The sequence below is a fragment of the uncultured Azohydromonas sp. genome, from assembly GCF_937926365.1.
Classification (GTDB): domain Bacteria; phylum Pseudomonadota; class Gammaproteobacteria; order Burkholderiales; family Burkholderiaceae_C; genus Azohydromonas.
The window spans coordinates 1-26,833 of the sequence record NZ_CALAOH010000184.1 but is presented as its reverse complement, the minus strand read 5'-3'; the positions used below and the strand labels follow the sequence as shown (position 1 = coordinate 26,833).

General features: G+C 71.7%; 26 protein-coding genes and 1 pseudogene. 14 read left to right on the top strand and 13 right to left on the bottom strand.

Features of this window, described 5'->3' with window-relative positions:
• Positions 1 to 135 precede the first annotated feature (135 nt).
• The 6 genes and pseudogenes from Q0741_RS19945 (at position 136) to Q0741_RS19920 (ending at position 6,287) form a co-directional block, all read left to right on the top strand.
• Positions 136 to 2,985 (top strand): formate dehydrogenase subunit alpha, encoded by a 2,850-nt coding sequence (locus Q0741_RS19945; protein ID WP_298234940.1) that lies wholly within the window; start codon positions 136 to 138, stop codon positions 2,983 to 2,985.
• A 10-nt stretch (positions 2,986 to 2,995) separates the two neighbouring features.
• A pseudogene (gene fdh3B / locus Q0741_RS19940) lies at positions 2,996 to 3,574 on the top strand (formate dehydrogenase FDH3 subunit beta); the annotation flags it as partial.
• 281 nt (positions 3,575 to 3,855) lie between these two features.
• Positions 3,856 to 4,065 carry a hypothetical protein gene (locus Q0741_RS19935; RefSeq protein WP_298234939.1) on the top strand — a complete coding sequence of 70 codons (210 nt, stop codon included), beginning with the start codon at positions 3,856 to 3,858 and terminating at the stop codon, positions 4,063 to 4,065.
• Between the two features lie 37 nt (positions 4,066 to 4,102).
• Complete coding sequence (locus tag Q0741_RS19930; RefSeq protein ID WP_298234938.1) at positions 4,103 to 5,164, top strand: formate dehydrogenase subunit gamma; 1,062 nt, start codon at positions 4,103 to 4,105, stop codon at positions 5,162 to 5,164.
• Entirely contained in the window at positions 5,164 to 5,694 is a 531-nt protein-coding gene (locus Q0741_RS19925; protein ID WP_298234937.1) for a hypothetical protein, read from the top strand. Before Q0741_RS19930 ends, Q0741_RS19925 begins: the two co-directional genes overlap by 1 nt.
• A 170-nt stretch (positions 5,695 to 5,864) precedes the next feature.
• On the top strand, positions 5,865 to 6,287 hold the full coding sequence (locus Q0741_RS19920) for a hypothetical protein (RefSeq protein ID WP_298234936.1): 423 nt from the start codon (positions 5,865 to 5,867) through the stop codon (positions 6,285 to 6,287).
• A 12-nt stretch (positions 6,288 to 6,299) separates the two neighbouring features.
• Here Q0741_RS19920 and Q0741_RS19915 read toward each other — a convergent pair whose 3' ends face one another.
• Positions 6,300 to 7,706, bottom strand: a complete 1,407-nt coding sequence (locus Q0741_RS19915) for an ATP-binding protein (protein WP_298234935.1) — start codon at positions 7,704 to 7,706, stop codon at positions 6,300 to 6,302.
• 265 nt (positions 7,707 to 7,971) lie between these two features.
• Between Q0741_RS19915 and Q0741_RS19910 the strand changes: the two genes are divergently transcribed.
• The 5 genes from Q0741_RS19910 (at position 7,972) to Q0741_RS19890 (ending at position 11,490) form a co-directional block, all read left to right on the top strand.
• Complete coding sequence (locus tag Q0741_RS19910) at positions 7,972 to 8,565, top strand: molybdopterin-dependent oxidoreductase (protein WP_298234934.1); 594 nt, start codon at positions 7,972 to 7,974, stop codon at positions 8,563 to 8,565.
• Between the two features lie 207 nt (positions 8,566 to 8,772).
• Positions 8,773 to 9,492: a Mut7-C RNAse domain-containing protein gene (locus Q0741_RS19905; protein WP_298234933.1), complete on the top strand. Its 720-nt coding sequence runs from the start codon at positions 8,773 to 8,775 to the stop codon at positions 9,490 to 9,492.
• Positions 9,493 to 9,577: 85 nt separating this feature from the next.
• The gene (locus Q0741_RS19900; RefSeq protein ID WP_298234932.1) at positions 9,578 to 10,024 is read left to right on the top strand and encodes an Lrp/AsnC family transcriptional regulator; all 447 of its coding nucleotides are present in this window, start codon (positions 9,578 to 9,580) and stop codon (positions 10,022 to 10,024) included.
• 70 nt (positions 10,025 to 10,094) lie between these two features.
• Complete coding sequence (locus Q0741_RS19895; protein ID WP_298234931.1) at positions 10,095 to 10,721, top strand: hypothetical protein; 627 nt, start codon at positions 10,095 to 10,097, stop codon at positions 10,719 to 10,721.
• Positions 10,722 to 10,770: 49 nt separating this feature from the next.
• Positions 10,771 to 11,490, top strand: a complete 720-nt coding sequence (locus Q0741_RS19890) for a DJ-1/PfpI family protein (protein WP_298234930.1) — start codon at positions 10,771 to 10,773, stop codon at positions 11,488 to 11,490.
• An 18-nt stretch (positions 11,491 to 11,508) separates the two neighbouring features.
• Here the strand turns inward: Q0741_RS19890 and Q0741_RS19885 are convergent, their stop codons facing one another.
• Positions 11,509 to 11,742: a DUF2630 family protein gene (locus Q0741_RS19885; RefSeq protein ID WP_298234929.1), complete on the bottom strand. Its 234-nt coding sequence runs from the start codon at positions 11,740 to 11,742 to the stop codon at positions 11,509 to 11,511.
• Positions 11,743 to 11,829: 87 nt separating this feature from the next.
• Here Q0741_RS19885 and Q0741_RS19880 point away from each other — a divergent pair, with 87 nt between their 5' ends.
• Positions 11,830 to 12,333, top strand: a complete 504-nt coding sequence (locus tag Q0741_RS19880) for an antitoxin Xre/MbcA/ParS toxin-binding domain-containing protein (protein ID WP_298234928.1) — start codon at positions 11,830 to 11,832, stop codon at positions 12,331 to 12,333.
• A 21-nt stretch (positions 12,334 to 12,354) separates the two neighbouring features.
• On the opposite strand, the gene Q0741_RS19875 is transcribed toward Q0741_RS19880, so the two are convergent.
• Positions 12,355 to 13,197 carry a hypothetical protein gene (locus Q0741_RS19875; RefSeq protein ID WP_298234927.1) on the bottom strand — a complete coding sequence of 281 codons (843 nt, stop codon included), beginning with the start codon at positions 13,195 to 13,197 and terminating at the stop codon, positions 12,355 to 12,357.
• Positions 13,194 to 13,475, bottom strand: a complete 282-nt coding sequence (locus Q0741_RS19870) for a hypothetical protein (protein WP_298234926.1) — start codon at positions 13,473 to 13,475, stop codon at positions 13,194 to 13,196. The genes Q0741_RS19875 and Q0741_RS19870 overlap by 4 nt, the downstream gene beginning before the upstream one ends.
• 88 nt (positions 13,476 to 13,563) lie before the next feature.
• On the opposite strand from Q0741_RS19870, the gene Q0741_RS19865 reads away from it, so the two are divergent.
• Complete coding sequence (locus Q0741_RS19865; protein ID WP_298234925.1) at positions 13,564 to 14,799, top strand: anion transporter; 1,236 nt, start codon at positions 13,564 to 13,566, stop codon at positions 14,797 to 14,799.
• Positions 14,800 to 14,818: 19 nt separating this feature from the next.
• Here the strand turns inward: Q0741_RS19865 and Q0741_RS19860 are convergent, their stop codons facing one another.
• From Q0741_RS19860 to Q0741_RS19835, 6 genes are all read right to left on the bottom strand, one after another.
• Complete coding sequence (locus tag Q0741_RS19860; RefSeq protein ID WP_298234924.1) at positions 14,819 to 15,820, bottom strand: transketolase family protein; 1,002 nt, start codon at positions 15,818 to 15,820, stop codon at positions 14,819 to 14,821.
• 13 nt (positions 15,821 to 15,833) lie between these two features.
• Positions 15,834 to 16,664 carry a transketolase gene (locus tag Q0741_RS19855; RefSeq protein WP_298234923.1) on the bottom strand — a complete coding sequence of 277 codons (831 nt, stop codon included), beginning with the start codon at positions 16,662 to 16,664 and terminating at the stop codon, positions 15,834 to 15,836.
• A gap of 117 nt (positions 16,665 to 16,781) precedes the next feature.
• Positions 16,782 to 18,041, bottom strand: a complete 1,260-nt coding sequence (locus Q0741_RS19850) for a TRAP transporter large permease subunit (protein WP_298234922.1) — start codon at positions 18,039 to 18,041, stop codon at positions 16,782 to 16,784.
• Positions 18,038 to 18,544 (bottom strand): TRAP transporter small permease, encoded by a 507-nt coding sequence (locus tag Q0741_RS19845; RefSeq protein ID WP_298234921.1) that lies wholly within the window; start codon positions 18,542 to 18,544, stop codon positions 18,038 to 18,040. The genes Q0741_RS19850 and Q0741_RS19845 overlap by 4 nt, the downstream gene beginning before the upstream one ends.
• A 105-nt stretch (positions 18,545 to 18,649) precedes the next feature.
• Positions 18,650 to 19,636, bottom strand: coding sequence for a TRAP transporter substrate-binding protein (locus Q0741_RS19840; protein WP_298234920.1), 987 nt, complete (start codon positions 19,634 to 19,636; stop codon positions 18,650 to 18,652).
• A gap of 86 nt (positions 19,637 to 19,722) precedes the next feature.
• A complete protein-coding gene (locus tag Q0741_RS19835; RefSeq protein WP_298234919.1) occupies positions 19,723 to 20,472 on the bottom strand; it encodes an SDR family NAD(P)-dependent oxidoreductase in 750 nt (249 codons plus the stop codon).
• 128 nt (positions 20,473 to 20,600) lie between these two features.
• Between Q0741_RS19835 and Q0741_RS19830 the strand changes: the two genes are divergently transcribed.
• On the top strand, positions 20,601 to 21,488 hold the full coding sequence (locus Q0741_RS19830; RefSeq protein WP_298234918.1) for a LysR substrate-binding domain-containing protein: 888 nt from the start codon (positions 20,601 to 20,603) through the stop codon (positions 21,486 to 21,488).
• Positions 21,489 to 21,534: 46 nt separating this feature from the next.
• Here the strand turns inward: Q0741_RS19830 and Q0741_RS19825 are convergent, their stop codons facing one another.
• From Q0741_RS19825 to Q0741_RS19815, 3 genes are all read right to left on the bottom strand, one after another.
• The gene (locus Q0741_RS19825) at positions 21,535 to 25,134 is read right to left on the bottom strand and encodes an NB-ARC domain-containing protein (protein WP_298234917.1); all 3,600 of its coding nucleotides are present in this window, start codon (positions 25,132 to 25,134) and stop codon (positions 21,535 to 21,537) included.
• Positions 25,135 to 25,377: 243 nt separating this feature from the next.
• Positions 25,378 to 25,671, bottom strand: a complete 294-nt coding sequence (locus tag Q0741_RS19820; RefSeq protein WP_298234916.1) for a hypothetical protein — start codon at positions 25,669 to 25,671, stop codon at positions 25,378 to 25,380.
• 224 nt (positions 25,672 to 25,895) lie between these two features.
• Positions 25,896 to 26,833, bottom strand: a 938-nt coding sequence (locus Q0741_RS19815) for a DUF3999 family protein (protein WP_298234915.1), incomplete at its 5' end; no start/stop codon positions are given.

The window sequence follows — 26,833 nt, the reverse complement described above, 5'->3', positions numbered from 1 at the left end:
CCGCCGCGCCCGCGGCCCCGGCCGCCCCCGCGGCCGAGCCCCAGCCGCCGCGGCCCGCCACCTACCACGAGACCGAGCACGTGCGCCGCTACTACCGCAGCGCCGCGCGGCTGTGATGCCCAGGAGGGGGCCACCATGTCCAGCTTGTTGATGCGCAAGCGCCCCGCCGGCGCGGCCGGCACCGGCCTGACGCGGCGCGGCCTGCTGCTGCGCGCGGGCCTGGGTGCCGGGGCCGCCGGCCTGCTGGCGCGGCCGATCGGCAACCAGTTCATCGAGCCCGCCGCCGCGGCCGAGCCCAAGCCGCCGGCGAATTCGCCCGTCGAGATCAAGCACACCGTATGCAGCCACTGCTCGGTGGGCTGCTCGGTGGAGGCGGTGGTGCAGAACGGCGTGTGGATCCGCCAGGACGCCGCCTTCGACTCGCCCATCAACATGGGCGCGCACTGCGCCAAGGGCGCCTCGGTGCGCGAACACGGCCACGGCGAGCACCGGCTGCGCTACCCGATGAAGCTGGTGGACGGCAAGTACCAGCGCATCTCCTGGGACCAGGCCATCACCGAGGTCGGCGACCGCTTGCTCAAGGTGCGCGAGCAGGCCGGGCAGGACGCGGTGTTCTGGATCGGCAGCTCCAAGCACAACAACGAGCAGAGCTACCTGCTGCGCAAGTTCGTGTCGATGTGGGGCTCCAACAACACCGACCACCAGGCGCGCATCTGCCACTCCACCACGGTGGCCGGCGTGGCGCAGACCTTCGGCTACGGCGCCATGACCAACAGCTTCAACGACCTGCACCACAGCAAGGCCGTGCTGTTCATCGGCTCCAACCCGTCGGAGGCGCACCCGATCTCCATGCTGCACTTCCTGCACGCCAAGGAGCTCGGGGCCAAGATGATCGTGGTCGATCCGCGCTTCACGCGCACCGCGCGCTTCGCGCACCACTACGTGCGCATCCGCCCCGGCACCGACATCGCCTTCGTGTGGGGCCTGCTCTGGCACATCTTCGCCAACGGCTGGGAGGACCGCGAGTTCATCGCCGCGCGCACCTACGGCATGGATGCCGTGCGCAAGGAGGTGCAGAAGTGGACGCCCGACCGCGTGAGCGAGGTCACCGGCGTGCCCGAGGCCTCGGTGCGCGAGGCCGCGGAAATGCTCGCGCGCAACAAGCCTTCGTCGGTGGTGTGGTGCATGGGCATCACGCAGCACCACGTGGGCACGGCCAACGTGCGCGCGCTGTCGATCCTGCAGCTGGCGCTGGGCAACATCGGCGTCGCCGGCGGCGGGGCCAACATCTACCGCGGCCATGACAACGTGCAGGGCGCCACCGACGTCGGCCCCAACCCCGACTCGCTGCCCGGCTACTACGGCTTGGCCGAGGGCGCGTGGCGGCACTTCTGCGCCGCCTGGGGTGTGGACTACGAGTGGCTCAAGGGCCGCTACGCCTCCAAGGCGCTGATGGAAAAGCCCGGCATGACCGTCTCGCGCTGGTTCGACGGCGTGCTGGAGAAGGCCGAGTACGTGGACCAGCCCAACCCGCTGCGCGCGGTCGTCTACTGGGGCCACGCGCCCAACAGCCAGACACGGCTGCCCGACATGCGCGCGGCGATGCAGAAGCTCGACCTGCTGGTGGTGATCGACCCGTATCCCACCATGACGGCGGCCATGCACGGGCGGCGCGACGGCGTGTACCTGCTGCCCGCGTGCACGCAGTTCGAGACGCAGGGCTCGTGCACCGCGTCCAACCGCTCCATCCAGTGGCGCGAGCGGGTGATCCAGCCCATTTTCGAGAGCAAGAGCGACCACGAGATCATGTACCTGTTCGCGAAGAAGTTCGGCTTCGCGGAGCAGCTGGTCAAGAACATCAAGGTCGTCAACAACGAGCCGGTCATCGAGGACATCCTGCGCGAGATCAACCGCAGCGTCTGGACCATCGGCTACACGGGCTGCTCGCCGGAGCGGCTGAAGTTGCACATGCAACACAAGGCGGACTTCGACCCGACCACGCTGCGCGCGGACTCGGGCCCCTGCAAGGGCGACTACTACGGCCTGCCCTGGCCCTGCTGGGGCACGCCGGAGATGAAGCACCCGGGCACGCCCATCCTCTACGACCTGAGCAAGCCCGTGGCCGAGGGCGGCATGCCCTTCCGCGCCAACTGGGGCGTGGAGCACGACGGGCAGAGCCTGCTGGCGGCCGACGGCTCCACCAACCGCGACAGCCAGCTCGACACCGGCTATCCCGAGTTCGACCACGTGTTCCTGAAGAAGCTGGGCTGGTGGAGCGAGCTCACGCCGCAGGAGCAGGCCGCGGCCGAAGGCAAGAACTGGAAGACCGACCCCTCGGGCGGGATCATCCGCGTGGTCATCGCGCACGGTTGCGCGCCGTACGGCAACGCCCGCGCGCGGGCCCATGTCTGGAACTTCCCCGACCCGGTGCCGGTGCACCGCGAGCCGCTGCTCACGCCCCGGCCGGACCTGGTGGCGAGATACCCCACCTTCGAGGACCGCGCCACCTTCTGGCGGCTGCCCACGCTCTACAAGTCGGTGCAGGGCGCGCGCGACTACAGCAAGGATTTCCCATTGATCATGACTTCGGGCCGCCTGGTGGAGTACGAAGGGGGCGGCGACGAGACGCGCTCCAACCCCTGGCTGGCCGAGCTGCAGCAGGCGATGTTCGTGGAGATCAACCCCTTCGATGCCGGCCGCATCGATGTGAAGACCGGCGAGTTCGTCTGGGTGGAGACGCCCACCGGCGCGCGGCTGAAGGTGCACGCGATGGTGACGCCGCGCGTGGGGCAGGGCGTGGTGTGGATGCCCTACCACTTCGGCGGCTGGTGGATGGGCGAGGACCTGCTGCGCCAGTACCCCGAAGGCGCCGCGCCCATCGTGCGCGGCGAAGCGGCCAACACCGGCTGGACCTATGGCTACGACGCCGTGACCATGATGCAGGAGACCAAGGTGTCGCTGTGTCGGTTGCGCCGCTACGCATGAGGAGGCCCACATGGCCGCGCGCATGAAATTCATCTGCGACACCGAGCGCTGCATCGACTGCATGGGCTGTGTCACCGCGTGCAAGAACGAGCACGAGACGCCCTGGGGCGTGAACCGGCGCCGGGTGGTGACCATCGGCGACGGCGCGCCGGGCGAGCACTACATGTCGGTGGCCTGCATGCACTGCACCAACGCGCCGTGCATGGCGGTGTGCCCGGTGGACTGCTTCTATCACACGGCCGACGGCGTGGTGCTGCACGACAAGGACCTGTGCATCGGCTGCGGCTACTGCTCGCTGGCCTGTCCCTTCGGGGCGCCGCAGTTCCCTTCCACCGGCGCGTTCAACCACCGGGGCAAGATGGACAAGTGCACCTTCTGCAACGGCGGCCCGCAGCCCGATGCCAGCGAGGCGGAGTTCCAGCAGTACGGGCGCAACCGCATCGCCGAGGGCAAGCTGCCGCTGTGCGCCGAGATGTGCGGCACCAAGGCGCTGCTGGGCGGCGACGCCAACATCATTGCCCAGATCTACAAGCAGCGCGTGGACACGCGCGGCTACGGGCCGGAGCTCTGGGGCTGGGACATCGCCTACAACCCCCAGGGCGTGCCGCCGGGCAAGGCCGGGGCACCGATGAACGGCGGCGCCGATGCCAACGGCACGCCGCCTGCCCATGGACAGGACGCCGGGAACGGTGCGCCCGCACCCGCGCGGGGCCTGCCCGACACCCGCGGGCCGGACGGCGTGATCCACGACAACAGCTCGCGCGGCCAGGGCCCGCGCACCAACCAGATTCCGGACAGTTTCCAGAACAACCCGCGCCAGCTGCCGACGTGAAGCGCGGCGCCGTATCGAACCACCAAGGACGTCGTGAAATGAGAGCCCTGCTGCTCCTGGCCACCACGCTGCTGCTCACCGGCTGCCTGGAGGTCGAACAGTACCCTGCCTGGCGCGAAGGCCACTACAACGGCAAGCCCGACAACCTGCCGCAGCAGCTGCGCTTCAACGGCGACCGGCTGGCCTGGAACGCCGCCATCGACAACCGCAACCGGCACCAGAACGAGTACGCGCGCATGCGTCCGTGAGCCGCCCCCCGTCTCCAGCCGTACCGAAGGAGCCCTCATGTCCCTGCGCCGCCTGCTGCTCTGGTTCTCACCGTTCCTGCTGGCCCTGACGCTGGCGCTGCTGACCCTCGTGCCGGCGCTGGCCGCGGTGCCGCACGAGAAGGCCACGCCGGCCTATGCCGAGGAGCAGACCATCCTGCAGACCGAGCAGGGCCGGCCCGAGCCCGGGCGGGGCGACGCCGCCTCGGGACGGCAGCACTTCGACCGCCACTACATCAAGCCGCCGGGGCTGATGCCGGAGCAGGACGTCATCCTGCAGCGCGGCGGCAACACCTGGCGCACCTGGCGCAACGGGCCGCTGGCGACGCTGGCCGGCACGCTGCTGCTGGTGGTGCCGCTGGGCATCTTCGGGCTGTACCGCTTCTTCGGGCCGCAGAAGCTCGAAGGCGCCGAGACCGGGCGCAACGTGGTGCGCTTCACGCGGCTGGACCGCTGGACGCACTGGGCCACCGCCATCACCTTCATCGTGCTGGCGCTCACGGGGCTGGTGATCCTGTTCGGCAAGCAGCTGCTGCTGCCGTGGATGGGCCACGGCCTGTTCTCCTGGCTCGCGATCATCAGCAAGTACGCGCACAACATCGCCGGGCCGCTGTTCATCCTGTGCACGCTGGCGATGTTCATCACCTACGTGCGGCGCAACCGCTTCGAGCGTGCCGACTGGCAGTGGGTCAAGGCCGGCGGCGGGTTGCTGTCGCATGCGCACGTGCCGGCGCCTTATTTCAACTTCGGCGAGAAGGTGTGGTTCTGGTTCGGCGTGACGCTGATGGGGCTGCTGATGGGCATCACGGGGCTGATGCTCAATTTCCCCTATTTCGCCGGCAACACGCCCGGCCCGGGCTTCACGCGCTACCTGCTGCAGGTGGCCAACCTGCTGCACCTGCTGGGCGCGGCGGCCTACATCGCCTTCGCCATGGGCCACATCTACCTGGGCACGCTGGGCAGCCCTGGCGCTTACCGCGGCATGCGCCACGGCACGGTGGACGAGGCCTGGGTGCGCACGCACCACGAGCTGTGGTGGCGGCAGATCTCGGCGCGCGAGCGCGGCGGAGCGGGGCGGTGATGGGCGCGCAAGCCACGGTGAAGACGACGGCGCCGCGCCGGCCTGGCCGGGTGCTGCTCGTGCCGGCGGTGCTGCTGGCCGCGCTGCTGGGGGCCGGCTGCGACCGCGGCCCGAAGGTGGAGGACGGGGTCGTCCAGACCAGGTTCCCGGGGCAGGTGAGTGCCGGCGGCGGCACGAGCGGCGAGGTGATCGCCCAGTCCGGCGGCAAGCAGGCGGCGCCGCCGGCGGGCACGCCGGGCATTCCGCAGGGCTCCGAGGGCAACGTTGGCGGCGCGGCCCTGGGCGGTGCGATGCCCAAGGACGGCGCGTCCGCCGCGGGGGTGCCGCAGGGCGAGGGGCCGCAGAAGGCGGCCTCGGCCGCGGCCGATCCCGGCCCCACGGGCGTGGTGCCGCCCGGGGTGTCGGCCTCGGCGGTGACTTCGGGCGCGGCGGTGGGCGGAATGTCCAACGCGCCGGGCGCGGTGGCCGGCGCCTCCTCCGGCGCCGCCGGCGGCGGCTCCAGGCCGGCGAGCTCGCCGGGAGTGCGGTGAGGGCGGCGGGCGGCGCAGCCAGGGAGTCGGTGATGAATAGCAGGCAGCATCTCAAAGCCGTTACCCCCGCGAAGGCGGATGTCCACGAATACCGGGCGGCATCGCGGCAGGCGTGGATGCCTGCCTTCGCGGGCATGACGGGTTGTTCTTGTTCGCGATGGCGAACAGGAATGAAGTTTTTTGTGGCCCTGGGCGCCGCCCTGGCGGCCACCGCCACGCTGGCCGCGCTGCCCGCGCCCACGCCGCAGCAGCAGGCGGAGGCCGCGGCCAAGGCGGCGCAGGCGGCCTCGGCCGCAGCGGCGGAAAAGCAGCAGCTCGAAGCCTCCATGGACCGCCTCTCGCAACGCTGGCGCCAGCGCGCCGCGGCGCAGGGCTGGCAGGCGCATCCACCCACGCCGGTGGCGGCGGCCACGACCGGCGCCGGCGGCTCGGGCACCGCCCAGGTGCCGGGGCAGGGCAATCCGCACAGCGCGCCGGGCACGCCGGCGGCGGGCGCGGCTTCCGCTCCGGGGCTGCCCATCCGCAGCGAGAAGCTGGGCACGGCGCCGCCCAGCGAGGACGTCAAGAAGCCCAAGACGCCGATGGCGCGCTGAGGACGCCGGCGCTCACCCCGCCGCCTTGTTGAGCAGCACCTCCACCTCGAAGGCCGTGCCCCGTCCCGGCTCGCTGCGCACGCGGATCGAGCCGTTCATCAGCGTCACCGTCTCGCGCGCGATCGCCAGGCCCAGGCCGCTGCCGCCGTGGCGGCGCGTGCTGGAGTCGTCGCCTTGTCCGAAAGGCTGGAACAGCCGCTCCACCTGTGCGGGTGTCATGCCGCAGCCGGTGTCGCTGACCACCACGCGCACCAGCGCCGCGTGCTCGTCCTCGCGCAGGCAACGCATGTGCAGCCGCACTTCGCCCTGGTCGGTGAACTTCAGCCCGTTGTGCAGCAGGTGGAACAGCAGCTGGCGCAGCCGCCGCGCGTCGGCATGGAAGCCGCGGTCCAGCGCCGGGTCGAGCTCGGCCTCCAACTGCAGCGGCTTGCCCTGCGCCAGCGGGCGCATCTCCTGCATCAGCTGGTCCACCAGCCCGACCAGATTGAAGAGCTGCGGGTGCAGCGCCAGGCCGCCGGCCCGGATGCTGGCCACGTCCAGCAGCTCCTCGATCAGCTTCACCAGCCGCGTGCCGGACTCCATCGCGGTATCGGCGTAGCGCTGTTGTGCCGGCGTCAGGCCGGTGGCCTGCAGCAGCTGCAGCATGCCCATCACGCCGTTGAGCGGCGTGCGCAACTCGTGGCTGATGCTGGAGAGAAAGCGCGACTTGGCCTCGCTGGCCTGCTCGGCATCGGCGCGCGCCGTCTCCAGCGCCTCGGCCTGCTGCTGCAGGTGGCGCGTCTGGCGTTCGAGCTGCTGGATCAGCCCGCGCGCGGCGTGCACGCCGCGGCGCACGCGCTCGCGCAGGCGCTGCGTCACCAGCCCGGTCAGCGACAGGTACACGCCGGCCAGATACATGATCACCGCCATGCCCGCGAGGTCGCTCCAAGGCACGCCCATCCAGGCCCCGTAGGCCAGGTACGCGCCCAGGACCACGTGGTTGAAGTACAGCGCACGCCTGAAGCCGAAGCCCACCTGGTCCGCCACGCGCACCAGCAGCACCGCGATCAGCAGCACCTGGTTGCCCCGGACGTGGTGCAGGTTCAGCAGCCACATCGGCAGGTCCAGGTGCATGAACAGCAGCCCCAGGTCGAAGCGCCCGGTGCGGCCGTACCAGCGCCGCAAGACCAGCCAACTCGCCAGGCAGTACGCGGCGTTGGCGCCCACCACCTGCCACAAGGCCGGCGCGTCCAGCGCACGCCCCATGCGCAGGTCATGGAGCACCAGGATCACGGCCAGGATGAAGAACCCGGCGCCTCGCATCGCCGGGATCTGCCCCACGTGCAGGCGTTGCAGCGAGGCCTGGCGGATGCGGCGCAGCTGGGCCTCATCGACCGTGAACGTCGAGCTGTCGGGCAGCCCGAAGTTATCGTTGCCCATCTCCCTCATCCCATCGCGTTTCGCGTTTGGCCAGACTTCGCCGGGCGCCCTGCGCCCGTGCGATGCGCCCTCCCTGGCGCGTCGCGAAGCCGGGTGTGTTCTTGCTTGGGCCGCACGGTGGCATGGATCGGTGCGCACAGGCGTGACCAATTGCCTGTTCGGCTTCATCAGGCCCGCGCTGAAGAGGCCGCGATTGCGCTTGCGCAAGGCAGGCATCGCTATAAGGTTGCAAACGTAACTTCATGTATCGGAAGGACCGCTGTCAATGAACCAACGACGTGTTTTCACCGCCGCGCTGCTGGGCAGCGCCCTGCCGCTGGCCGAGGCCGCCAAGCCCGAAGGCGCCGCGTCCTTGCGTGGTGCCGCTCAACTCACGCTCAGCGGTACGGCGCTGGGGCGCTCCAACCGCGGCCCGGTGGACCCGGCCCTGGAGCAGTTGTTCAGCAAGCACCAGGTGGCTTTCGAGCGCGCCTTCGAGTTCGACGCCGCCGCGCTGCAGGCACTGCCGGCGGTGGAGATCCGTCCCACGCTGGAGTACGACGGCCGCGAGCACCGCCTGTCCGGGCCGCTGCTGGAGCAGGTGCTGGCCGTCGCGGGCGTGTCGGCCGCAGCGCCGGTGGTGCTCACGCTGCGGGCGCTGGATGGCTACACGGTTCGGGTGCCGCTGGCCGATGCGCGCCGTTGGCGCATGCTGCTGGCCACGCGGCTGGACGGCCGGCCGATGGCGCTGGGCGGCCTGGGGCCGCAATGGGCGGTGCTCGATGCCGACCGCCTCCCCGACATCCGCGACAAGCCGCTCAAGGAGCGCTTCAGCCTCTGTCCCTGGGGCCTCTACCACGTGGAAGTGAAAGCGGGCTGAGACAGGGCGCAGGGCAAGGCATGCCGGAAAGGGCGGGAATGGAGGGAGACAGCACCTCCACCGCGTAGTTGTAAGCACTGCAACCTCATTGGTTTGTTGCCTAAACATAGGGTGCCAGGCACTGGAGCAGTGCACCGCCCACGGCACGCCCATTGCCGCAGCGGCAACAGGCGGAGCCGGGCCGGCGGCACCCGCCTGCCGCGTGCCATGGACATCGAATTCCGCTTCTACGCCGAGTTGGGCGATCTGCTGCCGCCGCCGTGGCGGCGCGGGTGCGCGTTCGAGGCCGAGGTGGCGCCGCACGAGAGCGCCAAGCACGCCATCGAGGCGCTGGGCGTGCCGCACACGGAGGTGGCGCTGCTGCTGGTCAACGGCCAGCCCGCGGCGCTGGAGCAGCGGCTGCAGCCGGGCGACCGCGTGGCGGTGCTGCCGGCGCTGCGGCGGCTCGCGCCCGAGGTGCCTTCGACGAGTAGACGCTTCATCGCCGATGCGCACCTGGGGCGGCTGGCGCGCTACCTGCGTTTCGCCGGGCTGGATACGCTCTGGCACAACGCCTGGGACGATGCCGAGCTGGTGGCGCTGGCCGCGGCCGAGGGGCGCATCGTGCTCACGCGCGACCGGGCACTGCTGATGCACCGCGCGGTGCACGCGGGCTGCTGGCTGCGCGACGACGACCCGCTGGCGCAGCTGGCCGACGTGGCGCGGCGCTGGTCGCTGCCGCTGCGCGAGGGCGGTCCAAGCCGCTGCCTGGAATGCAACGCCGTGCCCGTGCCCGTGCCCAAGGCCGAGGTGCAGGGGCAACTGCTGCCCCGCACGCGCGCGAGCTTCGACGCGTTCTGGCGCTGCCCGGGGTGCGCGCGGGTGTTCTGGCGGGGGTCGCACTGGAGGCGGATGAGGGAGACGGTGCACGGGGTGGCGGCCGGGTAGGGGCGACGGGCCATCGAAGCGGCGTGCCGGGCGGCGCGCGCTACTGCCACACTGAAGCGCAGAGCCACTGCCCGCGCTTCGTTCCATGCTCGACGACCTCGACCACCGCCTCATCGCCCTGCTGCGCGCCGACGCGCGCATGAGCGTGGCCACGCTCGCGCACCGGCTGGGCGTGTCGCGCGGCACCGTCGCCAACCGGCTGCGCAAGCTGGAGCAGGAGCAGGTGATCGTGGGCTACACCGTGGTGCTGCGCCCGGACGCGCAGCCGCCGGGCATCACGGCCTGGATGGGCATCCTGGTGGAGGGCAACCGAACGCGCGACGTCGTGGCGCACCTGCTGGGCGAGCCCGGCGTCACTGCGTTGCACGACACCAACGGCCGCTGGGACCTGCTGGCCGAGCTGCGCGCGGCCAGCGTGCAGGAGCTGTCGCAGGTGCTGGAGCGCATCCGGTTGCTGCAGGGCATTCGCGGCACCGAGACCAGCATCCACCTTGCCACCTACCGCCAAGGCACGCCGCCGTCGGCGTCCTGAGCGCGGGTCCACAAACCCTCGTGCATCCGGGCGCAGCCGCCACTCGTTGCCACAAGAACAGAAGGACTCCATGACCCAGCCTTTCGGCTTTGCCGCCATGCCTTCGGACGCCAGGCCGGAGCGGCCCCGCGAGCCGCGTCAGGTGCTGCTTTTCAGCGGCCACATGGTGGATGCGCCGGACCGCGCCGAGCCACGCTTTCCGCCACAGAAGGTAGTGGCGGCGGCGCGGCGCATCGCCGAGGTGCTGGACGGGCTGCAGGCCGGACCGCAGGACCTGGCGCTGTGCCAGGCCGCGGCCGGCGGTGACCTGCTGTTCCTGGAGGCCTGCGAGCAGCGGGGCGTGCGTTGCGAGGTCCTGCTGCCGTTCGAGGAGCCGGAATTCATCCGGCGCTCGATCGAGCCGGTGGCCGGCGGCAGGCAGTGGCTCGCGCGCTACCACGCGCTGCGCGCGCGGCTGCCGCAGCCGCCTCGGCCCATGCCGCGCGAGTTGGGGCCGCTGGCCGAGGGCGCCGATCCCTTCGAGCGCTGCAACCAGTGGCTGCTGGACACCGCGCTGGCGCATGGGCCGGACAAGGTGCGCTTCGTCTGCCTGTGGAACGGCGGCGGCGGCGACGGGCCGGGCGGCACGGCGCACATGGTCGAGCAGGTGCGCGCGCGAGGCGGTCAGGTGCACTGGATCGACACGCGCACGCTGTAGCCCAGCCCGGGCCTCGCGCAGGGCACGGCACCTGCTGCGCTGCCCGGTCATGGAAGACCTCGCCACCGCCGCCGCCGCGGCCGCCGAATCCGAGGCGGCCAACGCCCGCCGCACCGTCCACCTCTACGTCTTCGACGGCTTCGCCGACTGGGAAGCCGCCTTCGCGGTGGCCGGCATCCACAACCCGCAGTTCCAGCGCGAGCCCGGGCGCTGGCAGGTGAAGACGGTGGGCCCGGGCCGGCACGCGGTGCCGCGCTCCATGGGCGGCGTGTCGGTGCTGCCCGACATGGCGGTGGAGGACGTGCTGCCCGACGCCAGCGCGATGCTGGTCCTGCCCGGCGGCGTGGGCTGGGCCGACGACGCCTCGCACCACGCCGCCATCGGCAAGGCCGGCGAGTTCCTGCGCCGCGGCGTGCCGGTGGCGGCCATCTGCGGCGCCACCGCCGCGCTGGCGCGCGCGGGCTGGCTGGAGACGCGCCCGCACACCAGCAACGCGCTGGGCTACCTCAAGGGCACCGGCTATGGCGGCGCGGAGCACTACCAGGACGTGCCGGTGGTGCGCGACGGCACGCTGATCACGGCCGGCGGCATGGCGCCCATCGAGTTCGCGGCCGAGATCTTCGCGCTGCTGGGCATCTACGAGGACGAGGCGCTGCAGGCCTGGGTGCAGCTCTACAAGACCGGCAAGTCGGCCTACTTCGCGCGGCTGGCGCGCGCGGCCGAGGGCGATGCGGCCCAGGAAGGTCCAGGCACCGAGGCGGCGGGCTGAGCCGCCGCGCTCCAGGGCTCACTGGATGTACTTCTCCACCGTGTCCTTGTCGCGCACCTGGGCGTCGTCGGGGTTCTGGCCGAACTCGCGCCGGGCGCGGCGCTGGCGCAGCAGGTCCCAGCACTGGTCGAGCTGCACCTCCAGTTCCTCGATGCGCGCGCGGTTCTGGTCCGGCGCCTGGGTATCGGCGCGCAGGCGGTTCTCTTCTTCGACCAGCTCGGTGATGTGCTGCAGGATGCTCTTGTCGTCCACGGTGGGGCTCCTCAAAGGGTCTGCACCAGGGCGGCAACCCCTGTGCCCGTGGCGCCGCCGCCGGCCTGGCCCTTGCCCAGCGGCGTGATGAGCGCTTCCAACCTTCCCACGCCATCCGGCAACAGCCTTGCCGCGCCGGACCTGCGCGGCTACCGCCCCGGCCAGAGCCTGATGGCCCAGGCGCGCGCGCTGGCGAGCGCGGACGACGCGATGCTGGCCGCCCTGGCCGAGGCCGGCGTGCCGGCCGTGCTGGCGCGCGACCTGGGCCGCGCGCTGGACATCACGCCGCGCCACTTCTTCCGCGACCTCTTGGGCACGAACCGCTCGGCGGCCGAAAAGAAAGCCTTCACGGACGCGCCGCTGCCCGCCGCGGCGGGGCGCATCGCGCTGGCGCTGCTGCGATTGCTGGGCCGCGCCGAGGCGCTGCGCGGCGGCGGGCCGGGTTTTGACGTGGCGCGCTGGCTGGGGCGCTGGATCGAGCAGCCACAGGACGGGCTGCAGGGGCGCCGTCCGGCGGAAGCGCTGGGGTCGGCGGAAGGACTTGCAGCGGTGCTGGAACTGCTGGAGACGGAGGCTCGGCGTCCGGGTTGAGGCAACGCGCTGCCGCAGCCCTCACTCCACCATCCGCCCCGCCACTTCCGGCATCCGCCGTCCTGACCAGTAGGTGCCCGCGTAACCGCGGTACGGGTTGCCGTACACGGGCCGCCCGGCCGCCTCGTGCTCGGCCATGAACTGCTCCACCGCGGCCGGCGTGCCGCCCTTGAACATCTCCTTGAGCACGCCTTCGGGCAGCAGCTCGCGGTAGCGCACGGGGATGCCGGCATAGGCCGCGCCCTCGGCCAGGTCCGGCGGGATCTCGGTCGGGTCCAGGAAGCGGCTTTCTCCCAGCTCGCTGTCGTGGTGCGCCTTGACCCGCTTGGCCGCGTCCAGGATGCCCTCCACCACGTCGGACAGGGTGCGCCCCATCACCTTGGCCTTCCACGAGGCGCGCAGGAACAGCAGCTCGTGCGGGTCCACGCCCGGGCAGCGGCCCTGGTAGGCGGCGGTGAGGCAGTGGTCGCTGGCCGCGAGCAGGCGCTGCGTCTCGGTGGGCTCGCGCTCCAGCAGCCGCAGCACCTGGCCCAGCGAGGAGCCGTCCATGAACTTCTCGGGCTCGACCTCGTAGCCGGGGTCGCCGGGGTGGTGGTGGTCCACCCGCACCACCGGCTCCAGGCCCAGCACGGTGCATTCCACGAACACCGCCGGCGCCTTGGGCGGCAGCACCGCCGGGCGCGGGATCTGGTCCGGCCCCACGCGCACCACGCCGTCGGCGGCGTAGGCGGTGCGCGGGTTGCAGCGGCGCTTGTTGCGCGCGGCATGGGCCCAGGCCAGGTGCTCGTCCTCGACCACGCGCTGGATCTCGCGCATCTCCGGGTCCTGGGCGCCCAGGACGAAATGCCAGTCGCGGTCGATCACGGGCGGTCGCTGCGTCGGTCGGCGCCGCTGCCGGTGCCCGCGCCCGGGTCCTGCTGCATGCCGCGCTCGGCCCCGCCGCCGCTGCCCTGCGCGCCCGCCAAGCCTTGCGAAGTCGGCCCGTCGGTGCCGGGACGCGCCTCGCGCCCGGTGGGCGTCTCGCCCGGCTGGCCGTCGGCCAGGCCGGTGTGCTCCGCCTGGGTGGGGCTGATGCTGCCGCCGCGCGAGCCGGCGCTGCCGGTGGGCGCGGTGGAGGAGGGAGTGTTGCGAATTTGAGTCATGGTCTTCTCCGGTTGATTGTGAAGGGCGGCAAGACCAGTGCCCGGGCCGCCGGAGCGTGTACCTTCCGCGCTCCTTCGCGAGCGCTCCATGACCGATTTCGTCCTCATCGTCTTCACCCTCGTCTACATCGGCATGGTCCTGGGCGGCCTGCCCTTCCTGCAGCTGGACCGCGGCGGCGTGGCGTTGCTGGGGGCGATCGCGCTCATCGGCGCCGAGGCGGTGAGCGTGGAGGAGGCGGCGCGGGCCATCGACCTGCCGACCATCCTGCTGCTCTTCGCCTTCATGGTGATCTCGGCGCAGATGCGCCTGGGCGGCTTCTACGACGCCGTGGCGCGGCAGCTCGCCGCGCTGCGCATGGGGCCGGCGGCGCTGCTGGGGGCGCTGATCGCGGTGTCGGCCGCGCTGTCGGCCGTGTTCAGCAACGACGTGGTGTGCCTGGCGATGGCGCCGGTGCTGGTGGAGGCCTGCCGGCGCCGCGGGCTGGACGCGCTGCCCTACCTGCTGGCGCTGGCCTGCAGCGCCAACATCGGCTCCGCCGCCACGCTGATCGGCAACCCGCAGAACATGCTCATCGGCGCGCGGCTGAACCTGCCTTTCGGCGGCTACGTGCTGCAGGTGCTGCCGCCGGTGCTGCTGTCGCTGGCCGCGACCTGGGTGCTGATCGCGCTGCTGCTGCGCAAGCGGCTGCACCAGGAGCCGGTCGAGGTTGCCACCGCAACCGTGGCCGCTCCCGCGCCGGACGAGGACTTGCCCTTCTCGCGCTGGCAGGCCGCCAAGGGCCTGACGGTGTCGCTGGGCGTGTTGCTGTGCTTCCTGTTCGCGCCCTGGCCGCGCGAGGTGGTGGCGCTGGCCGGCGCGGGGCTGCTGCTGCTGAGCCGGCGGCTGCACTCGCGCGACATGCTGGGCCTGGTGGACTGGCAGCTGCTGGTGCTGTTCATGGGCCTGTTCGTGGTCAACCACGCGCTGCAGGCCACGGGGCTGCCGGAGGCGCTGGTTCGGCACCTGGCGGCCGCGGGCTGGCGGCTGGACCATCCGGCTTCGCTCTTCGGCGCCACCTTCGTGCTGAGCAACCTGGTGTCCAACGTGCCGGCGGTGATGCTGCTGCTGCCGCTGTCGGGCCCCGACGCCGGCCCGCTGCTGGCGCTGGTGAGCACGCTCGCCGGCAACCTGTTCATCGTCGGCAGCATCGCCAACATCATCGTGGTGGACGCCGCGGCGCGGCACGGCGTGACCATCGACTGGCGCACGCACGCGCGCATCGGGGTGCCGGTGACGATGGCCTCGCTGGCGATCAGCGCGGGGTGGCTGGCGCTGCGGGCCTGAGGCCGAGCGCCAGCGGGCTTCACAGCCAGGCCTTGATCTGCCGGCGCATGGCGTCGGCCGAGATGCCGTAGCGCTCGTGCAGCGTGGGCAGCGCGCCCGCGTCCAGGAACTCGTCGGGCAGCGCCACTTGGCGGAAGGGCACCGACACGGCCGAGCGCATCAGCAGGCCCGCCACCGCCTCGCCCAGGCCGCCGACCACCGAGTGGTTCTCGGCCACCACCACCAGCCGCCCGGAGCGCCGGGTCTCGGCCAGGATGGTTTGCGCGTCCAGCGGCTTGATGGTGGGCACGTGCAGCACGGCCACGTCCACGCCGTCGGCCTTGAGCTGGTCCGCCACTTCCAGCGAGCGCATGGTCATGAAGCCGCTGGAGATCACCAGCACGTCGCGGCCGCCGCGCAGCAGCTTGGCCTTGCCCAGCTCGAAGGTGTAGTCGTACTCGTCGAGCACCAGCGGCACGTTGCCGCGCAGCAGCCGCATGTACACCGGGCCCTGGTGCGCGGCGATCTGCGGCACGGCCTGCTCGATGTCCAGCGCGTCGCAGGGATCGACGATGGTCAGGCCCGGGATGCCGCGCATGAGCGCGAGGTCCTCGGTGGCCTGGTGGCTGGGGCCGTAGCCGGTGGTCAGGCCCGGCAAGGCACAGCACATCTTGACGTTGAGGTTCTCCTCGGCAATGACCTGGTGCACGAAGTCATACGCGCGGCGCGTGCCGAACACGGCATAGGTGGTCGCGAAGGGAACGAAGCCCTCCTTGGCCATGCCGCCGGCCGCGGCCATGAGCAGTTGCTCGGCCATGCCCATCTGGAAGAAGCGCTCGGGGTACGCTTGCGCGAACAGGTGCAGGTCGGTGTACTTGGCCAGGTCGGCGCTCAGGCCGACGATGTCCTGGCGCTCCCGCGCCAGCTCGACCAGCGCCTTGCCGAAGGGCGCGGCCTTGACGCGCTGCCCTTCGCCGGCGATGGAGGCGATCATCGCCGAGGTGGTCAGGCGCGGCTTCTTGGTTGCGGTGGTGTTGCTCATGATCGGTGGCTCCTCAAGCTTGCGACTGGTCCAGGATGGCGAGGGCCTGCTGCCACTCGGGCGGATCGACGCGGATGAAGTGGTTCTTGTCGCGCGTCTCCAGGAAGGGCACGCCCTTGCCCATGAGCGTGTCGAACAGGATCACGCGCGGCCTGGCTTCCTTGAGGTTGCGCGCGGCATCGAAAGCTTCGATGACGGCGGGCAGGTCGTTGCCGTCCACGCGCTGCACGTGCCAGCCAAACGACGCCCACTTGTCCGCCAGCGGCTCGAAGCCCATGACCTTGCCCGAAGGCCCGTCGGCCTGCTGGTTGTTGATGTCCACCAGGCAGATGAGGTTCGACAACCCATGGTGCGCGGCACCCATGGCCGCTTCCCAGGTGGAGCCCTCGTCGAGCTCGCCGTCGGACATGGAGTTGTAGACGAAGGCCGCGTTGCCCTTGAGGCGCAGGCCCAGCGCCATGCCTACCGCGATGGGCAGGCCCTGGCCCAGCGAGCCGCCCGACATCTCCATGCCCGGCGTGTAGGTCGCCATGCCGGACATGGGCAACCGGCTGTCGTCGCTGCCGTAGGTTTCCAGCTCCTCCTCGGGAATGATCCCGGCCTCGATCAGCGCGGCGTAGAAGGCGATGGCGTAGTGGCCGTGCGAGAGCAGGAAGCGGTCACGGCCTTCCCACTCGGGGTCTTCGGGGCGGTAGCTCATGGCGTGGCCGTAGGCGACGGCCAGCACGTCAGCCCAGCCGAGGGCCTGGCCGATGTAGCCCTGGCCCTGGACCTCGCCCATGCGCAGGGCGAATCGGCGGATGCGGTAGGCGCGCTCGGACAGCGTGGTTTCAACAGCAGACATGGGAATGCTCCAGGAAGGAGGTCCGGACCGTTTCGGGCGTGCCGGACCCGGCCGGGCGGGCGCACGGGGCGCCCGGAAACCGGCGCAGGGTTGGAAGAAGGAATGCTTGGGACGCGCTCAGCGCAGGATCGACGCCGGCACGTAGGACACGAGGGCCAGGACGCCGAAGGCGACGACGTAGAAGGGGCCGAGCTCGCGCACGGTCTGGCCCACCTTGACCTTGGCCACGGAACTGGTGATGAACAGCGTGGTGCCCACCGGCGGCGTGTACAGGCCGATGGCGAGGTTCACCACCATCATGATCCCGAGCTGCACCGGGTCCATGCCGATGCTCTGCGCCAGCGGCAGGAACACCGGCGTGAGCAGCAGCACCGCGGCGGGCAGGTCGATGAACATGCCGCACACGAGCATCAGGATGTTCATCAGCAGGATCACGGCCCAGCCGGATTCCAGGTTCTCCTTGGCCCAGGCCACCACGCCGTCGGGCATGTGGTCGTAGGTCAGCAGCCAGCCCACGGCGGCGGAGGCCATGATCACCAGCAGCACCACGCCGGTGGCCAGGCCCGCTTCCGTGATGGCCGCGTGCAGCCGCCTGAGGCCCAGGTCGCGGTAGATGACCGCCGAAACCAGCCCCGCGTACAGCGTGGAGAGCACGCTGACCTCGGTGGGCGTGGCGATGCCCCAGCGCAGGAACAGCACCACGAACACCGGCAGCACCAGCGCGGGCGAGGCGTAGGCCAGCTGCTTGCGGAAGGCGCTCCAGTCGATGCGGCGCGTCTCGCGCGGGAAGTTGCGCCGCTTGCCCACCCACCAGCACACGCCCATGAAGCCGCCGCACATCAGCAGGCCCGGCAGGATGCCGGCCACGAACAGCGCCGCGATGGAGGCGTTGGCGCTGAGCGCGAACAGGATCATCGGGATCGACGGCGGGATCATGATGTCGATCGTGGCCGCCGCCGCCAGCGTCGCGGCCGAGAAGGCCGGCGGGTAGCCCAGGCGCTTCTGCCAAGGGATGAGCAGCGAGCCGATGGCCGAGGCGTCGGCCACCGCCGAGCCCGAGACGCCGCCGAAGATGGTGGATGAGAGCACACCCACCTGGCCCGGGCCGCCGTGGAAGCGGCCGATGAGCGTGGAGAGCACGCCGATGAGCGCCTCGCCCAGCTTGCCGCCCATCATCAGCGTGCCCGTGAGCATGAAGAAGGGAATGGCGATGAGCGGGAAGCTCTGCACCTGCGCCACCATCTGCTGCACGATCAGGTCCAGCGGGATGCTGTCGGAGGAGGCCGCCGCGGCCATCGAGGCCGCCAGCAGCGCGTGGGCGATGGGCATGGCGGCCACGGCGGCCAGCCCGAAGACGAGAAGGATCAGGCCGCTCATGTGATGCTCACGGGTTGGTGCTCGGGATGGGCAGCCATCGCTGCCGGACGCAGGACGTGCCAGGCCGACTGCAGCGCCAGGATGGACAGCATCAGCATGCCCACCATCACGCAGCCGTAGGTCACCGAGCCCGGCACGCCGAGAACGGGACTGGCCTCGTCATGGACGATGGGCAGCATCTGCCAGGTGGACCAGGCGAGCAGGCCGTACAGGCCGCACACGGCCAGCCACACCAGCAGCGCGACGATGCGGCGCACGGGGGCCGGCACGGTGTCCATCAGGAAGCTGGTGGTGATGTGTGAGCCGTGGGCCGCGCCCAGCACGATGCCGGCCATCACCATCCACGGGAACAGCAGCTCGGGCAGCTCGGCGGCCCATTGCAGGCTCGCCCCCGTGCTGTAGCGCAGCACGGTGTTGGCGCACAGGATGAAGAAGATGACGGCGGTGGTGATCCACATCACCGCCTGGCAGATCAGGACGATGCCGCGTTCAACGGGTTTCATGGAAAGCTCCTGGGTGGCCGGCGTGTGCCGCAAGGGCCGTGGCCGATTCCGCCGGCCCCTGGCGAGGGGCGGCGCAGGCCGGCAGGACGCCGGAGAGGCTGCGGATCAGACGCCGCCGCGGGCGGCGGCCGTGACCTTCTTGACGTAGGCGCCGACCGGGCCGGCGGCCCACTTGGCCTCCACCGTGGCGGTGGCCTTGGCGAAGGCGGCGCGGTCGATGGTGTCGATGCGCACGCCCTTGGACTTGAGGTCGGCGAGCAGCTTGGCGTCGGCCTCCTGCACCAGCTTGCGCTGCAGCGCCGTGGCTTCCTTGGCGGCGTCCTTGACGAGCTGGCGGTCGGCGGCGGAGAGGCGGTCCCAGGTGCGCTTGCTCATCAGGAACGGAACCATCTCGTACTTGTGGCCGGTGAGGGAGAGGAACTTCTGCACCTCGTAGAGCTTGGAGGCGTGGAAGTTCGCCAGCGGGTTCTCCTGGCCGTCCACCACGCCCTGCTGCAGCGCCACGTACAGCTCGGCGAATTTGATCTGCTGCGCCTCCGCGCCCAGCGCCTGCACGATGTCCACCGTCACGGCATCCGGCGGCGTGCGCACCTTCAGGCCCTTGAAGTCCTCGGGCTTGAGCAGCGGCTTGCCGTTGTTGCTCATGTGGCGAAAGCCGTTGTCCCAGTAACCAAGCACCACCAGGCCCTTGGCGGCGGACTTCTGCGCCAGCTCCTCGCCCAGCGGGCCGTCCAGCAGCTTCCACGCCTGGGGCAGCTCCGTGAAGATGAAGGGCATGCCCCAGGCCGCGTATTCCGCCACCACGGTGGAGGTGGCGCCCTGCGAGTTGGCGCTCATGTCCAGCGCCCCGGTGCGCAGCGCGGTGAGCATCGCGGCATCGTCGCCGAGCTGGGCCGAGGGCGAGATCTTGATTTCGATGCGGCCGCCCGATTTTTCCTTGAGCACGTCGGCGAACTTCACCGCCGCCTCGTGGCGCGGGTTGCCCGGCGCGGCGCCGTGGCCGAGGGTGAGCTTGACGTTCTGCGCCAGCGCCGGGAAGGCGAGCGTGGCGGCCAGCGCGAAGCCGGCGACAGAGAAGGTTCTGCGCTTCATGGTGTGTCTCCTGAGGGCCGTGCGAGCGGCGCTTGTCTTGAGCGATGCGATCGGGGCGCGCGGCCCCGTGGGTTCCGGTCGCGGGATCAGTGGATGAGCATCCCGCCATTGACGTCCAGCGTGATGCCGGTGCAGTAGGCGGAGAGCTCGCTGCCGAGGAAGACGCAGGCGCCGGCGATGTCCCTGGGCTGGCCCAGTCGGCCCAGCGGGATGCCCTCGGCGATCTCGGCCTTGCGGGTGTCGTCGAGCTTGCCCTTGATGATGTCGGTGCCGATCAGGCCCGGGGTGATGCAGTTGACGCGGATGCCCGCGCCGGCCAGCTCGCGCGCCATGGCGCGTGCCAGGCCCAGCACGCCGGCCTTGGCCGCCGAGTAGTGCGGGCCGCCCAGGATGCCGCCGCCGCGCTGCGCGGAGACGGAGGAGATGCAGATGATCGAGCCGCCACCCTGGCGCTCCATGGCCGGGATCACGGCCTGCGACGCCAGCAGCGTGCCGCGCAGGCTCACGTCCAGCACGGCGTCGTAGTCGGCGGCCGTGATGTCCACGGTCCTGCGCGGCTGGGTGATGCCGGCGTTGTTCACCAGGATGTCGATGCGGCCGAAACTTTCCAGCGCCTGCGCCACGGCGCGCTCCACCTGCGCCTTGTCGGTGACGCTGGCCACCACGCCCAGGTGCCCGTCACCGAGCCGCGCCGCGGCGGCGGCGGGGTTGGCGGCTTCCAGGTCCATGAGGACCACGTGGGCACCCTGTTCGGCCATCAGCCGCGCGGTGGCGAAGCCCAGGCCGTTGAGGCCGGCACCGCCGGTGATGAGGGCAACCTTGTTTGCAAGCAGCATGCGTGTCTCCGTCGAATGGGTGTCTGCGATGGACGCCATTCTGGAAATCGCCTTGCTTGAGCACAAACGATATGATTTCAAGGATGGTTGATGTTTCGTCATCCTTGGGTTTGCACTGATTTACCTCCATGCCCTCGGCCTTTCCCCCCCTGTCCAGCCTGGTGGCCTTCGAGGCGGTGGCACGCCGCCTGAGCTTCACGGTGGCCGCCAACGAGCTGCACCTCACGCCCTCGGCCATCAGCCACCAGATCGCCAAGCTGGAAGACTTTCTGGGCGTGCGGCTGTTCGAGCGCACGGCGCGCAACGTGGAGCTGACCGCAGCGGGCCAGGACTATCTCAAGCGCGTGGCCGGCGCGCTGGCGGCCATCAGCGCGGCCACCGACAACGCGCGCAAGGGCGTGCGCAACTCGTTGCACGTGCACTCCACGCCCAGCTTCGCGACGCTGTGGCTCATGCCGCGGCTGGCCGACTTCGCCAAGGCCCATCCCGGCATCTCGCTCTCGCTGTCCTCCTCCGTGATGCACTCGGACTTCTCGGTGGGCCAGGCGGACATCGACATCCGCTACGGCATCCCGAACTGGCCGCTGCTGACGGTGCAGCCGATCTTCGACGAGCAGATCATGCCGCTGGCGAGCCCGGCCTTCCTGAAGCGCCATCGCATCGAGGCGCCGGAGGACCTGCTGCACGTGCCGCTGATCCAGTCCACGGTGAGCGTGGTGCAGTGGCCGGACTGGTTCGCCAGCCGCGGCGTGGCGGATTCACCCGCCGGTTTCGCCTACCGTTTCGACCGGGCCTTCATGACGCTGGACGCCGCCGTGCAGGGCCTGGGCGTGGCGCTGGAGAGCACGTTCATCGGCGAGCCGCACCTGCGCAAGGGGCGGCTGCGGCCCGTGTTCGAGCCGGGCTGGTCGCTGCCGGTGCAGGCGCATTTCCTGGTCTATCCGGCGCGCCATGCCCAGCGCAGCGAGGTCATGAGCTTCGTGCAGTGGCTGCGGGAGCGGGCTGGCAGCCCGTGAGGGGCCGATGCCGCGGGCGCCGTGGCGGCCCGGCGGTCGCGGCGTTTCAAGTCGGCAGCCGGTTGGCGACGAGTTCGACCGCCGAGTCCGGCGGCACCGCGGCGGCGCGACGGGCCAGTACCGCTTCCAGCGCCTCCACGTCGGCCATGGTCGGATCGACCTCGCGCCGGCCTTGCGCCAGCACCAGGCGCGTCAGCACCGCATCGAGCGCGGTGGGACTGGGCACGGCGTGCGGCACCAGCGCGCGCAGCAGCTGCAGCCGTTGCGGCGTCAACGGCAAGTGCTCGGCCAGCGCCAGGACCTCGGCGGCCAGGCGGGCCGCCACGTGCGGCAGGAAGCCCGGGTCGGGCACGGCCACTTCCTCAGCCGGCGCCAGCGGGCGCTCGGGGCCGTTGAGGCGCAGGAAGTCCTCCTTCGACCGCTGGAAGCGCCGCGCCAGCGCGGCCAAGCTGGCGTCGTCGGCTGCCCAGGCCGGCCACCGCAGCGCATCCGGCCGCCGCTCGTCGTAGCCGTGTCCCACGAAGTGGAGCGCGGCGAATTCCGGGCGCGGCACGCCGTCGCCGAGCTGGCGCGCGCGCGCCTCCAGCGGGTAGGGCGTCCACCAGTGGCGGCGCATGGCGTTCACGCGCGCGGTGATGCGGCTGCAGAAGCTCAGGTCCTGGACGTTGTGCGCGGCACGCTGCGCCGCGGCCAGCGCCGTCTCGACGGCCGGTGCGGGCTCGCCTTCGTGGACCACGTGGATCGCCTCGCCCAGCGCCAGGCAGGCCGGCGCCTGGTAGCCGGCAAAGCCCGAGTCGGCAATCGAGGCGGCGGCATCCAGCAGGCGATGGGCGTGCTCGCGCTCGTCCAGCAGCCAGCCCAGCGCCTGCGCATGGGCCAGCAGCGTGCGCTTGACGTGCGCCCAGACGTCGCCGCTGGCGCGGTCGCGGCCGGCGCTCATCCGGGCCGCCTTGGCGTCGAACTGCTCCGCTTCGGCCCGCAGGGCTTGCAGCGCCGCCGCGTCGCCACAGCGGGCGCGCAGTGCCCGCACGGCGACGGGCAGCCCGTGCTCGAACTCGACGCTGCCGCCTCCCAGCGCCGCAACCAGGATGCGCACCACCGCCTCCTGCACCCACCAGGCGCCCGCCCTGTCAGGCCTGGGCAGCCGCAGCACCTGTCCCAGCAGCAGCCACAGCGTGGCGTAGCGGTACTCGGCATAGGCGTAGTTCGTGTAGACGCTCAGGTAGCGGATCAGCGCCAGCATGGCCCCGTGCATGTCGGCGGCGGCCGCCACGTAGGCCACCAGCCACGGCCCGTCCACCTCGGCCAGGTACTGCGTGGTGGCGCCTTTTTCCTCGTCGCTGCCACCGGCCCCGCGGTACAGGCCGGCCCTGGCCGGGTCCGGATCGCGCGCGCCCGGATCGATGCCGACCGACAGCAGCAACTCGCCGTTGAAGGCCTCGCCGCCGACGCGCTTGATCAAGGCTTCGATCACCTCCTGGCTGGCCGGCGCAGGCAGCGCCGGCGCGGCGAACACCGGCAGGGCTTCGCCGTGCAACTCGGCGCGCACCCACGCCAGCAGATCGTGCAGCGCCGGCTCCGGGCCCAGGCCGCGCTGCACCTCGGCCAGCAGCGCCTGCGCGGCCTCGCGCTGGCCGGGGGGCGCCAGCCAGGCCACGGCCAGCAGCAGCGCCTGGAGCCAGTGCGCGTCGAGCGAGGCGGCCAGCAGCTCGCTGTGCCGCCGTGCGCCGTCCAGGTCGCCCTGGCGCGCGAGATCCAGCACCGGCGCCGCACCGGCATGCCGGGCGTCGAACTGCCGCAGCGCATCGGCCGCCTCCACCACCAGCGCGGTGCCGGCGGGCTCCTCCACCGCCGTCGCGGCATCCAGCGCGGCGGCCAGCGCCTGGCGCAGCGCCGGCAGATCGGAGAGCGCCGCCTCGTGCCGTTGCTGCCATTCGGGGTCGCTTGCCAGCGCGACCAGGGCCCGTGCCGGCGCCAGGCGCCCTGCCGGCGGCAACGCGGCAACGGCCGCGGCGCGGTGGAACGCCAGCCAGCGCCAGGCCCAGCGCTGCCGCGGTTGCGGCCGATCGCCCCAGGAGGCGGCCAGCTGCTGGTGCAGCGCCGCCGGATCGGGCAGCCGCGTCGTGAGGTAGCCGCGGAACACCTCGTGCAATTGCAGCGTCCGCGCCGCGCCGTCGTATTCCAGCAGCGACAACGGCGCCAGCCGCGACGCCACCAGATCGGCCGCCGCCTCTTCCGACAGGTCGCCGGTGAGGCCCCACAGCGCCGCCACCTGGGCCAGCGGCACGGGCACGTCCGGCGGAAAGATCGCCAACTCGGTGTAGCGCTGCCGTTCCTCCTCGTCGAGCATCTCCAGGCTGGCCTCGATGGTGGCGGCCACCGCCTGGTCACGTTCCAGCGCCTGATGGCGCGGGTCGAAGGCCAGCACGCCCTTGCGCGCGAGCCCGGCATCGACCTGGTCCAATGCCTCTGGTGCCGGTGTGTGCCGGAAGGTGATGTGTTGGCGCAGCGCGCGGTTGACCAGTTTCAACAGCACCGGCCAGTAGCCCAGGCGGCGTGCCAGCGCGTCCAGCCGCGGCTCCAGGCCCAGCGGCAGTCCGCTGCCCAGCAGCCGCCGCGCGTCGCCGGCCTGCATCGCCGCCAGGTCCAGCGGCACGGCGTCGGACGGCAGCGCATAGGTGTTGCGCGTGGTCAGCAAGCGGGCACTGCCGGCGCTGGCCTCGACCAGGCTGCGGACCTGTGCCGCATCCCACACGTCGTCGATCACCAGCAGCAAACGCCGCCCGGCCAGTGCCGCCTGCAACCGGGCTCGGGCGCCTGACGGCGTCAGGCAGCCCTTGTCGTTGCCCGTGAGCGCGATCACGAGGTCGGTGATCTGCGCGTGGGCCTCGGACGGGTTGCGGCCCACGTCCACCCACAGGATGCCGTCACGGCAGGCGGCGCGCACCTGGGCGTCGGCGCACAGCAGCCGCGCCAGCGTGGTCTTGCCGGCACCGCCGAAACCGTGCAGGCCCACCGTCACCGCGCGCAGCAGGCCGGCATCGTCGAGCAGGCAACGCCGCAGCGCGTCCAGCTCGGCGCGCGGCACGTGATCGGCGTCCGGCGGCGGCGCCTGGAAGGGCGGCGCGACGCCAGGCTCCCCGGCCTCGGCGATGGCCTGGAACAGGCCCTTGGCATCGAGCTGGTCGAGCTGGTCGAGGAAATGCTTGGTCAGGAAATCGGCGTTGGCGTAGAGGGTGGGATAGTGGCCGATGTCTTGCAGGCGGGCCTGGAACGCCTCGCGGCTCGCCCGATCGTTCTCGGTGCCCGGCGCCGGGGGTGGCGCCGTGCAGGCATAGACCAGGAGGCGCGGCTTGCCGGTGGCTTGGAACTGCCGCAGCGCGACCTCGAACTCCTCCGCGGTGTAGCGGCCGACCTTGGTCCAGAACAGGAGCACGAAGAGCTCGCAGCCCAGGATGGCCTGGTTGTAGTCCTGCTGCTTGCCCTGCCTGGAAACGGTGTCGTCGAAATCTTCCCAGTGCTCCAGGTCCAGGAACAGGCCTCGGCCGTACCAGGCGCGGTTGCGGCGGTAGACGGCAATCTCGAAGGCCTTGCGGTCTTCCTGCAGTTCGTTGGAAGAGGCCAGGAACACCTTGAGCTTGCCCATTGGGTGTCCTCGTTGCCGGCGCCGGTGGAGCTCAGCCCCGACGCGGCCGAGGCCGGCGTGTGCGTCCGTTTCGGGGCGGGCGGCAAGCTGGTGCGCCACACCACCACCCGCTGGCCCGGCGCCGAGCCGGGCGCGCGGCTGGAGCGTGGCCGCTACATGCCGTGGCAGCGCATGGTGCTGCGCGCCGCCACGGCGGGCAAGACGGCCGGACGCGCCTTCGGGCGCGTCGCCTTGCTTATTGCTTCAACGACCCTTCAGCGGCCCCGGATTGTTCTGCAGGTAGACCGACATTTCCTCCGGCGAGACCAGGCCGTCGCGGTTGGTGTCCACCTGCGCCCAGTCGCGCGTGTCCGCGCTGCCGGCGCCCGCGCCGGTGACCTGCGGCGTCACGCCCGTGGGCGCGCTGGTCGTCGTGGCCGCCGGCTGCATGGGGGTGTCGGCAGTGGCGCTGGTGGAGGCACAGCCCGCCAAGGTCGTGGCAATCACGCCCGCCGCGGACAGCACGCAGGCAAGGCGCAGGGTCGTCGGTCGCTTCATGTCGGTCTCCTCTCAGTTGGTTGAGCCAGGCACCACGCCCGGCAGGCCCGTAACCGGCACAGGAGCCGCGGGCCGGCCGGCATGGAGCAAGTTAGACGCCACCGTGCGTCACGGGTTGCAAGCGGCGTGAGCGTCCGCTGGTACGCCCCACTTGGGCCCTGTGGCGGGCGCCGGGAAGCAAGGTCGAAGCGAGCCCGGTTTCGGAAAAAACTGCAGCCCGCGGCTCAGTGCGGCGGGCCGGCGTCGGGGCGCTTCAGATCCCGTCCCAGCCGCCACGCCAGCACGCCCAGCACCGCCACGGCCAGCGTCAGCAGCCCCCACAGCAGCCACTGGCGCCGCTGCGCGGGCGAGGTGTCGCGCAGCGTCTGCAGCCAGCCGGCGGACGTGGCGGCCTGCGGCACCAGCACGCCCAGCGTCGCCTCGGCCAGCCTGAACTCCGCAGCCGGCTTCCAGTCCGGCACCAGGGTGGACAGCGGCAGCGCCACGTCCGCCGCGCGCTCGCGTCCCACGGCCAGCGTGAAGGGCGCGGCGCCCCGGGCGGCGAACACCAGCTGCGGCGCCCGCCACCACAGCGTGGCCTCGGGGGCCGCGGCGGGCGGGCGCACGCGCGCGTCCAGCACCAGGCGCCATTCGCGCGTGGCGCTGCCGTCCAGCGCCAGTGGCGGCGCCTCCAGCGTGCGGCCTTCGCGTTGCAGGCGGTAGGCGGTCAGCGGCGTCAACGGCCGCCAGTCCGCGTCGAGGCGGCCGGGGGCGGGTGCGGGCCGGCGCAGCAGCTGCAGCGGCGCCACGGCGTTGTCCTCCGCCAGGTGGACCTGCAGGCGCTGCGCCGGCAGCAGCGCGCCGGCGTCCAGCCGCCAGGCGCGCTCGCCGTCGGGCTGGAGCGTGAAGCGGGCGCTGTCCAGCGCCGCCTGCGGCGCCTCGGTGCTGAGTTCGGCCAGCACGGCGCGCAGCTCGAAGGTGCCGCCGCTGACCACCAGGCGCAGGTAGCGGTGCTCGGCCAGCAGCTCCCGCAGCTCGATGCGCGCCTGGCGGACGGCGCTGGCGCCGGCCTCGCCGGGCACGTCCACCAGCGTGGCCGAGCCCACGGGCTGCCAGGACTGCGCGTCGCGGCTGGCCTGCACCGTGGCGCGGCGCTCCAGGCCGGCGGCCGTGGCGGGCCAGT